The organism is Kamptonema sp. PCC 6506, from assembly GCF_000180455.1.
Classification (GTDB): domain Bacteria; phylum Cyanobacteriota; class Cyanobacteriia; order Cyanobacteriales; family Microcoleaceae; genus Kamptonema; species Kamptonema formosum.
Window position 1 is genome coordinate 1 of sequence record NZ_CACA01000129.1, and the last position, 12777, is coordinate 12777.

At 44.0% G+C, this 12777-nt stretch carries 10 protein-coding genes; 9 read left to right on the forward strand and 1 reads right to left on the reverse strand.

Annotated features, from left to right (window positions below):
- The 8 genes from OSCI_RS07320 to OSCI_RS07350 all read left to right on the forward strand — a co-directional run.
- On the forward strand, positions 1–334 hold a 334-nt coding region (locus OSCI_RS07320), incomplete at its 5' end, for a pentapeptide repeat-containing protein (RefSeq protein WP_168371087.1).
- 191 nt (positions 335–525) lie between these two features.
- The gene (locus OSCI_RS29720) at positions 526–798 is read left to right on the forward strand and encodes a hypothetical protein (RefSeq protein WP_148288984.1); all 273 of its coding nucleotides are present in this window, start codon (positions 526–528) and stop codon (positions 796–798) included.
- 196 nt (positions 799–994) lie between these two features.
- On the forward strand, positions 995–1396 hold the full coding sequence (locus OSCI_RS07325; RefSeq protein WP_007354249.1) for an Hsp20/alpha crystallin family protein: 402 nt from the start codon (positions 995–997) through the stop codon (positions 1394–1396).
- Between the two features lie 433 nt (positions 1397–1829).
- Entirely contained in the window at positions 1830–2639 is an 810-nt protein-coding gene (locus tag OSCI_RS07330) for a peroxiredoxin-like family protein (RefSeq protein WP_007354252.1), read from the forward strand.
- A 413-nt stretch (positions 2640–3052) separates the two neighbouring features.
- On the forward strand, positions 3053–3262 hold the full coding sequence (locus OSCI_RS07335; protein WP_007354253.1) for a Rho termination factor N-terminal domain-containing protein: 210 nt from the start codon (positions 3053–3055) through the stop codon (positions 3260–3262).
- Positions 3263–3539: 277 nt separating this feature from the next.
- Positions 3540–3779 carry a hypothetical protein gene (locus OSCI_RS31335; protein WP_007354255.1) on the forward strand — a complete coding sequence of 80 codons (240 nt, stop codon included), beginning with the start codon at positions 3540–3542 and terminating at the stop codon, positions 3777–3779.
- Between the two features lie 520 nt (positions 3780–4299).
- Positions 4300–9486: an AAA domain-containing protein gene (locus OSCI_RS07345; protein ID WP_007354257.1), complete on the forward strand. Its 5187-nt coding sequence runs from the start codon at positions 4300–4302 to the stop codon at positions 9484–9486.
- The gene (locus OSCI_RS07350; RefSeq protein ID WP_007354258.1) at positions 9464–11401 is read left to right on the forward strand and encodes a hypothetical protein; all 1938 of its coding nucleotides are present in this window, start codon (positions 9464–9466) and stop codon (positions 11399–11401) included. Before OSCI_RS07345 ends, OSCI_RS07350 begins: the two co-directional genes overlap by 23 nt.
- Positions 11402–11465: 64 nt before the next feature.
- On the opposite strand, the gene OSCI_RS07355 is transcribed toward OSCI_RS07350, so the two are convergent.
- Positions 11466–12044: a hypothetical protein gene (locus OSCI_RS07355; protein WP_007354259.1), complete on the reverse strand. Its 579-nt coding sequence runs from the start codon at positions 12042–12044 to the stop codon at positions 11466–11468.
- 157 nt (positions 12045–12201) lie between these two features.
- Between OSCI_RS07355 and OSCI_RS07360 the strand changes: the two genes are divergently transcribed.
- On the forward strand, positions 12202–12666 hold the full coding sequence (locus OSCI_RS07360; RefSeq protein WP_007354260.1) for a DUF3768 domain-containing protein: 465 nt from the start codon (positions 12202–12204) through the stop codon (positions 12664–12666).
- Positions 12667–12777: the final 111 nt, after the last annotated feature.

Sequence of the window (12777 nt, forward strand, 5' to 3'; positions counted from 1 at the left end):
TTTTAGTGAAGTGGACTTAAGGTCGGCTGACTTGAGCGATGCCTCTTTGAATGAAGCCAATCTGAGTCTGAGTTCTCTACATAGAACTCGCCTGAGTCGGGCTAATCTCAGCCAAGCTAACCTAAGAGGGGCTAATTTTTTCAAGGCTTCCTTAAATGACGCTTGCCTTGATAAGGCAGATTTGACAGGCGCGAATTTGAGCTTTGCCGATTTAAGAGGGGCGAGTTTGGATGACGCTAACCTGACTGGAGCTAACTTAACCGGGGCTAAGCTGACACAAGGACAGTTCTCCTTTCACCGAATCGATTCGCCTACTTCTCCCCACCATTTATAAATTTTTATCTCTATAATTTGTAATATGGAACCCAAAATGCTGAGTGAGGTTGAGGTGGATGCGCTCGGCGATGGGGATAGAAGATGATGCGAGTCAAAATAGAGATGTCAACGGATTAGATAAGTGCGTAGAAAATATAGCGATCGCTCCCAAGTACAACTATTGACTCTTACACTGTTTAGAGAAGCACTTTGAACTCTTACTACATTGTTGAAGTAGCAACACATAACCTATTGGGCGATCGCGCTTTTAAAACCGGGATTATGCGATCGCACTCATACGGGAGCGATGGCTATGGGAAAGCAGCGATAGCCGACAAATCACGTCCTTACGGTGCTACACATCACCCGCACCCTGTTTTTGGTACGGTTGGCAACACCGGCGAGCCTTCCCTCGACGCTCGTGCCGTGCAGAGTTCTGAGGCTGGCTCATCATGGTGTTGCCACAGCATTTTCGGTTTCTAGGAATAGCTTTGTACGGTTTTCTTCTATGCCAATTAATTCAGATTCTTTCACACTGATTGTGGCAAATACGACCAACCCAGTAGGGTTCTCCTGACTGTTCCTCCCACTTAAAAAGCGGCATCATAATAACTGTAAGCAACGAGCTTCAACCCAAACTTTCCTTATAAAGCTTTAGCAATCTTTGAGGTGACAGATTATGTTGATGCGCTCTTGGCAACCATTCGCAGAAATTGAAACCATCCGCCAGCAACTCGATAAAGCTTTTGACCAACTGGCAACAACGAGAGATAACTCAGAAGTCGCTTGGATGCCAGCTCTGGAATTGGCTGATGCTGGGGACAACTTCGTATTAAAAGCGCAACTGCCTGGAATTGACCCCAAAGACGTTGACGTTCAAGTCACTCGCGAAGCAATTTCTATCTCTGGCGAACGCCGCTACGAAAACATAGAGGCAAAATCTGGCTATGTCCGCTCTGAATTCCGCTACGGCAAATTCCACCGGGTGCTTCCCTTGCCCGCACGCATTCAAAACGACTCTGTGCAAGCTGAATACAAAGATGGCATTCTAACTAAGGAGTGGCTGTGCTTAATGGAGTGAGGCAAATTTTCCTTTCATTGTGCCTAATGGGATTTACTTAACAACAACGGAACTGGAAAAGTTGATACCGGGAGCGACCATTGCTCTCGGTATTCTTTATTTGGAGAAACCGAGCGAAAAGTTACCTACAGATGCCGTGAACTGACGCTGATTCCAGTTAGTCTGCAAAAATATTTCACGCTTGCCGGCACTAATTTTATTGAATCTGCTCTCGCGGAGAGAGCATTGGCGATCGCATCCCATCCGAGGCTCATATGAGCTAAAGTAGCACAGGTAGACAGACCCTGGTAGCTCAAGCGCGATAGTTAAAGCGTCTCAACCAAGTGATATCATCAATTCGGAAAGTAGCAGCCCGATTTGATGTGAGTAAAGTATCTGTTTAATAACTGATGATTTTCTACTTTCCCAATTCCTAAATAGATATAATTAGCCGATGAATATTCATAGCCTCTTGAGCCAAACCGAACGCCAACGGGTGAGTGATGGAGCCGTTTTACCCATCTTGAACGGTTGCGAATCCTCTATGAGGCAATTGGTACTGCTTTTGCCACAATTGGGAGATTTCGACAGCCTTGAATATGCTTGGTGGTTGCAGCGGGACGCTCAACGGCTGGAAGCACAAGGGATAGCAATCCGTGCTGTGGGAATTGGCTCACGCTCATCGGGTCAGCGATTCTGCGGTTATACAGGATTTCCAAGCGACTGTTTGTTTGTAGATCCCAGTGCCCAACTGCACCAAAAACTTGACCTGTATCGAGGTTTATCGTTAAAACTACCCGGTTTATCTGCTGCTATGAATGCTTACCTCAATCTATTGTTCATGTGTGCGGGGATTGGTAGCCCTGGCACTCTGGCAGAAGTATGGAGAGGATATCGAGGCGACGCAAGAGCACCTCAATTAATTGGTGATGATGAAATTATTCAGGCTCCCCCTCTTCCACCCCTGAGAGGCTCCACTTTCCGGTGGGCAGGTGGCAAGGGTTTCCAGCGTCCATTTGAATTGGCAACTTTACGGCTGCGGAATATGGGAGAAGTGCTGAGTCATTGGAAAACCTATGTTCCAAATGCTGCTTATCTCACTCAACGAGGCGCAACTTTCTTGTTTAATGGTCAGGGAGATTTAATTTACGAGCATCGCGATCGCGCCATCCTTGGTTTCGCTGCTGATCTGAGCAATCCTCTGAAATTTCTCTCAGAAATGGTGGGTGATGGAGACTCGCTCGGGCAGGGCAATATGCACTAACTACCACCCTTCTGGTGTGGGACTGGTAGGAGGTAAGAGTGGTCGATAGCGAATGGGTATGGGCTTACGGATAGGGGGATTCATGCGATCGTACTCAATCCCATCATTATCAACCTGTTAATCTCTGCGTTAGTAGGTGCTATTAACGCTGTAGAAACTAGAGTTTGCTTATTTGGTGATTGTAAGGTTGTTAAAATTCCGAGCAGCTGGCACATCCTCTATTCAACGATCGATCAAAATACTTTGACCGCTATTGCCCCCCACAGCAAAAACGCTCCGCTCCGCGATGAAAGGTAAAATTGTTTGATTAAATTTAGGGTAGCGATCGCGGCTGACAATCCACTTTTAACTGTCCTCCTATTCCCGGCGAAAAAACGGGAAAGCCCAACTTTTTACCACAACTGCATAAAGTAATGGTCAAAAAAGAAGAAGACACATCAGATCCACGTAATTATGACGTTCTTTACCAATTGGATCTGGAGCAACTTAGATTTTTTGCCGCTCAATACAAGGTTAAGGGCTGTCAAACAATGAGTAAATCGGAGATAGTTGAAGCAATTAAGGAATTGAGCCGTATCAGAGACGAACAATACAGGAAATCAAAGCGATCGCGCCGTAAATAATTCCTATAATTTATTAGCGATCTCCAGAATAATCACTTCTCGACTGTCCCCCCCGACAAAATTGTTAAAATCTAGAAAGCGGGTGCATCTTCAAACCTGCTTTAAGGAGAATTTTAACAATGTGGCTAAAATTTGGTGTTGCTCCCAGCGGCGAACTGGCGAGCATTGATGAAGTCGCGCGCGGAAAAACTAACCTCGCCTGCCTGTACTGCGGCGGCGAACTTACAGCAAAAAAGGGCGCGGTGAAAGAACATCATTTCGCTCACACTGGGGAAACTTGCAAGCCCGTTTCTCATCGGATGTTGTTATCAACTTGCTGGGACTGTGGGAACACCGGGGGAATGTGGAGCTGTACTTCAAGCATCGGTACAAAGCTTTTAACTTTCGCATTGGCACGCTGACTGAGTATTTTCAGTTCCCTGATGTCAAAGCCGTGCTGAATGATTTGTATGGGATGGAACCTAAAGTGCTTAGTGATGTTGAGGTGGATGTTCTCAGCTTGTGCAATCGCCTCTGACAAAACCCCGCAGCAGTTACGCATTATCACAGAACTATAAGGGCTTGTGGCAGGTTCATCAAACTAGATAAGGTTAGCAATCGCTACAAGATTTGGAGCTACTTTGCAAGTGTCTAAGCCTTCAAGATAGCGAATCAAGTTCCAGTCTACGTTATTAATAAGACCTGTTCGGGTTTCTCGCAACTTGATAACTAATGTAGTTTTCTTGGGTGCTCCGCGACATAAAAATTACTTTGGTTTGCACGCGGGGATATGGTTAAAGCTATACTCCGTAACAAGCTCCAGTTTTTTATCTATTAGAGGCTCCGCGATCGTCAGTATGAATGGAGTGAAGCGCTCTGCCTCAATACTATTGAGTTAAGGCTCAAATTTTCGCATCATCAGTCAGACTGTAACTCGTAAGTGAAGCGTATTGAAGTATGGAACAGCTTATCCGTAACTAAACAGCGTTAAACTGTAGTTTACTTCAGAAGCCCAAAAATTAACACTTTCTCCGATCGCCCCCCATCAATAAGCATCTATGCCTACTTTCTCCGCTAACCCCGACAACTTTGGCGAATTGCTGCAAATGGTTAAAGATGGACACGAGATCGCTTTGACAGCAGGGGAATATAAGGGGCCATTTACCATTGAACGAGCGATCGCGCTGCGGGGAGAAGGAGAAAACACCGTCATATTTGCCAGTGACGAACCTGCCTTAAAAATCGCAGTTCCGGGAGTGAAACTGGAAAATTTGAGCGTTCAGCGGACTGTCGGTGGGAATACGGGAGAAGTTGCGATCGCGGCCGCACCGAATACCGCGCCAGTCTTAGACAGAGTAAGATGTCTGGGAACCGCTCCCAACGTCCAGTGGCTAGGGGTAAGCTGGGACATCCCTACAGCAGTCCACTTCGGGGAAATCCAAACCAACCGATATTTGCAGCGAACCGAGCAACTGCAACTCGGTGGCGACTGCACAGTTTCCTGGTCTCAGCCTTGGTTACAAGTACAGCAACCTTGCCTGTCTTGCGGGTTGCAGAAACTAGATATTGCCCTCAATTCCCAAGATATTCCAGCCGGAACTAACCTATCTGGCTTTATTTTTTTGCAAGCATCTAGCCAAAACTTCTCGATAGAAATTTCTGCGATTGTTACAGCACCTCAAACCAGTCATCATCAATCGCCTCTCTCATCACAAATCGCAACAGCAACTCTCAATGAGGAAAATTGGGGATATCGGTTTTTAGGGAACCAGGCGATCGATTACCTAATTCGTGAAATAGAGGGTAAAAATGCTCTCTTAAAGTATCCAGAATTTAGCGATCGCCGCGATCGCGCCCAAGAGTTGCTATCTGACATTTTAGGAGACGAACCCAGACCTTTCTATGTCCGCCGCAAAGGGCCGGGAGAAGAAGCGGGCGAAGAAAAATGGGAACTCGCGATCGCCACAGATATCGAAGCAGCAAAATTACCAGAAATCCTTGAAAAACGGCAAAAAACATTAAGTTTGGTGGCTCTTGTCACCGAAGGCAGATCCGATGGCTTGCGCTTACTTTCTGCTCGTTTAGTTTCCCCAGAACGGGGACGTAGTGATGGTTTTTCCGTTCTCTTCTTCCTAAGTCTGCACCTCAATCACCAGTCTCGAATGGGAGTGCCAATTTCAGCTTTAAATCGCATGAAAACTGTTCCCTTTTGTGGGGATTGTGTGCCGACAGAAGAACAGTTAAAAGGTTGGAAAGCCTTTTTAAAGATTGAAGAGCGAATTGCTAAGACGCGAGAATTTTTCGTGCCTTTTTATGGTCATAACTACGGCTCTGCTACCCGCAAAATTACTTTTGAGATTACTGTATCTGAGGCAAAACTTGACAAATCATCAGGAATTTCTCTCAAACAGGATGACTTCTGGACAAGAGCAGCTAAGGCGAGAAATGAGGATATAAAACTTGTAGTGCGAGTTGAAGAAAGCCGTGAGGAAGATGATAGCACATCTGGTAAAGAATCTGTAAAGCAGCCTGCAAAGTGGAATGCAATTTTATTAGGATCGATTGAAGAGATTGACAGAGAAAAGGGATTTGTCCGCGTGAGACTCGATTCTGAGTTAGTAGAAAAAATAGGAGAAGGACACTATCAGTTGCCGAAAATAGGCTTTTTGTCTTTCGAGGCTGCGGGAGATTTAACTCAAATTAAGCGACAGAAAAAAGCTTTAGACGATCTGCAAATGGGAATTGCTCAGAATCCCTATGTAGGAGAATTTTTCTTTGATGCTTCTCAGGCAAGACCCTTACAAACAACTGTTAAACTGAAGCCAGAGGATTTGCTGCTATCTGGGGCAAATGAGGATCAAGTTGCAGCAGTAGAAGCTGTCTTATCTGCACCCGATTTAGTGCTAATTCAAGGGCCACCAGGAACGGGGAAAACGACTGTAATCGCTGAAATTTCCTATCAAGTTGCGCTACGGGGTGGGAGGACTTTAATTGCTTCTCAAGCAAATTTAGCTGTTGATAATGCGTTGAGTCGCTTAATTCATAGTCCCGTTATCCGCGCTTTGCGAAAGGGCCGTGCGGAACGAGTTGAAGAGGAAGGTTTGCCATTTTTGGAAGATAAAGTAATTGGCAATTGGCTGAGAAATACGGCTGATGACTGCGAGAAGCGATTGGTAAAACAGCGGGAAAATATAGATTTTTTTAGGGAATTGTTAGTAGGATCGGAGCGGTTTTATGCGTATTTGCGAGACGAGGAAAATTTACAAGAAAGTCAAGAGGAGTTGCGATGGTATAAGGTAGAGTTAGAGGAAACCTGTAAAGCGCAAGAAAGTGTCTATGAAGAAGCGGAAGCTAAACAGCGCGAAGTTGTTGAATATTTCCTTCCTAGTTTGGAATCGCTAATGTCTAAATCTTCAGTTGATTGGGAAGATGTAGCAGTAATTAATTTATTGACAGCAGCTATCAAACTCTGCGACAGTACCAAAGACCTTAGATTGGGGTATATTTCTGAAGGAAACTTCAAGGTAAATGTTGAAAAAGCAGCTAGAATGGCTGCCGAGCTAGGTCTTCAACCTCCTCACGATTTACGGCTGAATCCTTTTAGTTTAGCGGCTTGGTTAAAGGAGCAAGGTCTTCCACAAATTCAGATGTCATTGTCTCATTGTATAAATGCGATATCATCCATCAGAGAAGCGGCAGAAGCTGCACGAACACTCCGTGAGAAGTCCGCCGCCGTTCAAAGTTTGGAAACAAACTATCAGCGATTTATTACTCTTACCGCCCAGAAAAATTTACAGGAAACCATCAAAAGTTGTGAAAACAAAAAATTAAGAATTGTTGCAGTCAGAAGTGAAATAAACCAGTGGAAATCAACCGCTTATCAGAGGATTTATGTAGCAATGAAGCAATGTGTAGAAACTAATCGAGCCTTTACAGATGAGCTGATTCAACTACCGCTGGATGTGGTGTCATTTGTAAAAGCTAATCCCGCCCCTTGGGGAGCTCATCTCGACAAGTGTAAGTTAAAAATTGCTATTTTAATTACTAGAAAAAGTGAAGCCAATAAAATTGCTCTTGTTGAGCGGCAACTGAACGGGGTAGCCAAGGAAGTTATCAGTAGTATTGCTACTACTACGCGAAACTGGCTGAGCCAACAACAGGAATTAGAGCAAAACCAGAAAACCTCTGTTTTGAAATCCCTAAAAAACTGGGAATCCACAGCTTATGAGAGCGTATATGAGGAGTTAAAAAAATGTGTAGAAGAGAGGCGAAGATTTACAGATAACATGATTAAATTGCCACCTGATTTGCTGGCAAGTGTTCCTGTAAAACCTCAGCCTTGGCGTTCTAACCTCGATAGGTGTCGCTCGAAAATTGCTAATTTAATTGCCAAACAAAGTGAAGTGCAAATCCCCAACTTTGATGCGGAATTAACTCCCATTGCAGCCGAAGCGATTGATGGTATTGCTGCCAGTATATCTCAATGGCTAGAGCAGAAGCAACCGGAAGCAGAAAAACAACTCCAGCAGCTAAAACAACAGCTTAAAGAACAGCAGCAAGCGATAACCAGGCAACAGCAGCAACAGCAGGCAATAGCAAATGCTAAAAAGGAATTAGAGGTTCTTCAGCGTGAAGCTGAAGCCAAGTCACAAAGAGCGATGCAAGCCTTAGCAGAATTGAGCAAGGAGTCAGGTATTCCCGCAAACTTACGCAGTTTCGCTATGCGGTATCAATCTTTTCCTTCTCTTTCACAAGCGATCGCTAACATACCTGTATCAGAATTTCCCCAACGAGCGAAGTGGTGGGAAAATCAGATAAATCAGTTTGAAAAATTAATCTCCTCACTCGATCCATTATTGGAACTGCGAGTAATAAAAAATGCTCTTACAACCATTCAAGGAATCTTACAAAAGGGGGTTGATAAAGCCTTAAATCAACTTCGAGAATGTCAAAATCAGCTTCAGCAAATGGAAGTTGAACTGCAACAACTCCAACAACAACTGCAACTATCACCCACTTTAATTTCTGAACGAAAATGGTGGGAGTCAGCATGGCAAACTATCCCCGATCGCCTTAAACCGCCAATCCCCGCCAACGGCTTATTCGATCTCAACTTCTTACGCACAGTAAAAGCACAATTCGATGCTTGGCATCAACAACTCACTCAAGAAGAATACCATCTCAAACGCTATCAAAACCTGATTCAAGATTGGATAGCCAAACTTCGTAACCCTTCCGAACAAGATCAGAGCGAATTGAGGCGAATTTATATCGACAATGCTAACGTCATCGGCATTACTTGTAGCCAAGTAGCTGGCTACGGTTTCAAAGAATTCAGCAATTTTGATGTAGTCATCATTGACGAAGTGAGCAAATGTACGCCTCCAGAAATTCTGATTCCTGCACTCAAAGGCAAAAAATTAGTATTGATTGGTGACTATCGCCAATTACCGCCAATGCTACATGAAAAGAGCTTAGAAGAAATCGCGACAGAAATGGGAAGCGAACCGGATGATATCAACTTTCTGGAAGAATCTTTATTTAAGAAACAATTTGAAACTGCACCAGAAAGCATCAAGCGACGGCTGACTATTCAGTATCGGATGCACCCCCACATTATGGGAGCGATTAATCAATTTTACGACCATAGCCTGCGTTGTGGAATTATTGAGCCTGAGAAGGTGCGATCGCACAATTTAGCAGGCGACATCATCCGAGCAGAACAACACCTAATCTGGGTAAAAATGCCTCAAGAACAGAGTTTTGAAGAGCAGTTAGAGGGAACTTCTAGGTATAATCTTAAGGAAGTCGATGCGATTGACATTCTGTGTGAGCAAATGGAGGATGTTTGGAGTCTGAAAGTTGCGGAAGGACAACCGAAAAAAGAAATCGGTATCATTACCTTTTATGGTGCTCAATTGAGGCGAATTGAGGAAATGCTTAGCAATCGCAAATTCCCCTCACTTTCCATTAGAACGGGTACTGTTGACAGATTTCAGGGTATGGAACGGCCGATTATTATTGTCAGCATGGTCAGGAATAATTCTGAGGGAGATATTGGCTTTGCTAAAAAGCCAGAACGGGTAAACGTTGCCTTTTCCCGAGCTCAGGAATTGCTGGTAATTGTGGGATGTCATTCACTTTTTACAAAGCACAAAGGTAAAGTGGGAAGTATGTATTCAGAAGTAGCAAATATTGTACGCCGAAATGGAGGTCTGATTGATGTTTCTAGTATCCTCTCCTAAACCAATTGATCCCCAATTACAGGAATTAGTCCAACAAATAGAAAAGCAAAGTCCGGCTGGCATATCAGTGCTGGCTGGTCGCCAATTCCGCTACTGTTTAAAGCAAATATCAGTAGAAGTTACTATTAGCGAACCCCGCAAATTTAACATCCTTGAAGAGTTTATCCTCCGTGCTGGCATAGAGAGTGAATGGACACCCACCGAAAATGAATTAGCAGTAGCTTTAGGTCTCGATCCTGTATTCGTGGAAAATACTGCTAATACTCTGCGAAGTTTAGAAACTTTAGCCTGGACACCGGATGCCAAAATTATTCTAACTCCTCAAGGTAGGCAATTTTACGAGGAAGGTTCTGTACCACAACCGCCACAAAAAAAGCAGATTTATGCGATTGCTGACCCCTTGCAGGAAAATCTATTTTTTCTATCTTCCCCTTTAGAAGGAGTACAAATTGATCTGCCAATTCTTGAAGATTTTATCGCAATAGAAAATCATTATCAAGATTTTAATGAGTTATATATTGAAGAACTTCAGCGCATTATTCAAGCTTCTAGTTTAGGATTGCACGTTCCTGAAGATGGCAAAATTATTACTGCTGCTTCTTTCACCTCTGAGAGTCAAGCTATCTGGCAATCTGTTTCAATTTTTGTGATTTTTGATGCACTGGAAGATGCAGTTAAGTTGCAAGTAAGACGAGGAAAAGAAATTTTACACTATGCCTCAGATTTACTCGATATTTTGCAAACTGAAGGCAAAGTTTCTTTACAAACTTTGTTGTATCTGAGTGATGAAACAATTGCTGCGGAGCGTGAGCAGCTCCTCAATCAACGAAATAAAGAAGTTGAAGACAGAATTAAGAAGATTGAACAGCAGGCGATTGAAACTGTTAAAGAATTGAGGGAAACTGGGGAGCAAGTTTCGCCGAAGGGAAGCGAGGAAAAAGACCAGGTGGTTTTGCTACGAGATAGTCAAATTCGGCAGTCTTTCTTAGAAACTTTGAGAGGAGGGAAGCATCAAATCTTAATTTATTCTCCTTGGGTGAGCAAGGAAGTGGTAGATAATGAGTTTATTCAATTACTTCAAAACTTAGCTAATAGAGGAGTGTGGATTTTAATTGGTCACGGTATTTCCCGGCGACAACAGGATGAAACTCGACCAATTCCGCCACAAGTTGAGCAAAAGCTGAGAGAAATTAAAACGCGGGAAGGTTTATCCGCAGTGCAGGTATTTTGGCTGGGAAATTCCCATGCGAAGGAAGTTGTAGTAGATCGGAACATTCATTTATGCGGTTCCCACAATTGGCTATCTTATCGAGGCGATAAGTTACCGCGTGGTGAGACGGTTTATCAGGTTACAGCTACTGATAAAGTTGAGGCAGCTTATGAATTTCTGGCGGTTCGGTTTAAGGATTATGCTAGAGAATTATGGGAGTCAGCGGTGAAAAATCGCGATACTAATTTAGCTGAAACATCGCTTTGCACTTGGGGAGCGTTGGGAATGGAGGAAATGGCATTAAGCGAATTGCAACTTGCTAATTGGTTAGAACTTTATCCAGTGTGGCTAAATGTGGTTCGTCAGGGGTTAAGATCGAAAAAGATATCGCCGGATTCAGCTTATTTGGCAACAGCGGTTTCAATGGTGAGTCAATTTTCAGTGGATGACTCTAATATTGAGTTATTGCGGTCGAATTTGCGTCAATTGATAGGTGCGATCGCAACGTTAAATCGCCACCAAGCTTTGAAGCTATTAAATGAACATTGGTCACAATTCCGTCGCCTGAACATTGCAGACTCGGCGTTAGTAAAGCCTGATGATTTTCTCTCCAAATATGCTGTTAAAGAACCGGATCGCCCTCAAAAAACATCAGGTAAACCTAGAAATAGCCCCGCTGTCGCCAACCGCAAAGTAGCAAATTAACCCCTTATCCTATCAGGGGTGCAGCATAAGGGCTACAGTTTAATTGAGTTTAATTAATTTTAATTTAGGCGATCGCCGCAATCTGGGCGGCGGCTTCAGACCCGACAACATCCTCCCTGCAATGGTTTGGGGGCGCTTGTCGCCCCCTGAAGATTATTGGTGCCAACTCATGAGAATGTTGTTTTATAAGTGACAACAATAATTCCACTTCGCTGCTAGTCATGCTAATTTTCCCAGGCAGCCTCCTGGCTAAAAGACGTTGAAGTTTGGCAGTGAGATTGGTTAGCGGAGTAACTTTTGATTGACTGTGGCTCGCGCCCTCTAACGGCGCAGAATCTTCGTTAACTAACTGGCGCTGCAACCGTTTGGCGATCGCTTCTAATTCCTGAATCTGGTTACGCCGCTCGATCGCCGCTAACCACCGCTTGTACTTTGGATTAGAAGGCTTACCCAAGTAGCACCGTTGTTTGACCTTCTTATCCTGTTCCTGCATCAGCTTGTAATAGTGATAAACCTTACCCCCTGGTCGATTGCGAGCACTAAACCGGGAAATCCACACGCGCTCCGGCGCTACTTCTCCTTCTGTTTGTAGGAGTTGGATCTGAGAGCGGATGTGCTGGATTCTTTGCTGGATGGGGTTCATAGACTGGTTAGCGGAGACAAATTTATTTAGGTAATTTAACTATACTACCTCCGCTAACCAAATGTCAAGAACCAGCTACAGGCTATTTAAACCTCCACTAATTTTTTAAGCAAGGCCGCGATCGCGGCCTTTTTTGGGAATGAAGTTTTAATTAACTATGGAAACTATAACAACAGCCGAAAAAATCGCCCGTCTCAACGATCAATTGCGTCAAGGAGATACAAAAATTGGTGAAATTCGGATCACTCGAACTGTAAAAGCTCTTCCTCACGAACAGCAACAAAAGTTACTGCAATTGGTAAAAGATTTTAACAGTTTTGAGGCAGGCAACGATCCCTACGGAGAACGAGATTTCCTTACCATTAAACTTGGTGGCGAAACCTACTTTGCCAAAATTGATTATTTTGACAAACAAGCTTGGCTGGAAAATAGAGAAGTGGGTTCAAATTTTCCCGAAGATCCCGATCAAACTTGGAGAATTGCTACTCTAATGAAATCGGACGAGTATCTAGTTCCGTCACTGTCATCCCAACTTCTGTCAGAGGAGAAGCTGCGCCAATCAGTTGTTTTGCAGTCTCTGCTATCCCTCGCAATTCTGGATACATTGATGCCAGTGAGTTAAACTTGAACTGGGCGATCGCGGAGGCACTTAATCCGGTATCTTGTAGCCAAGCAGTCAAGTGGTCAATTGTCTCTATAGCAGCAGCAATTTCTTCGGAAGTGGGCATTTTTG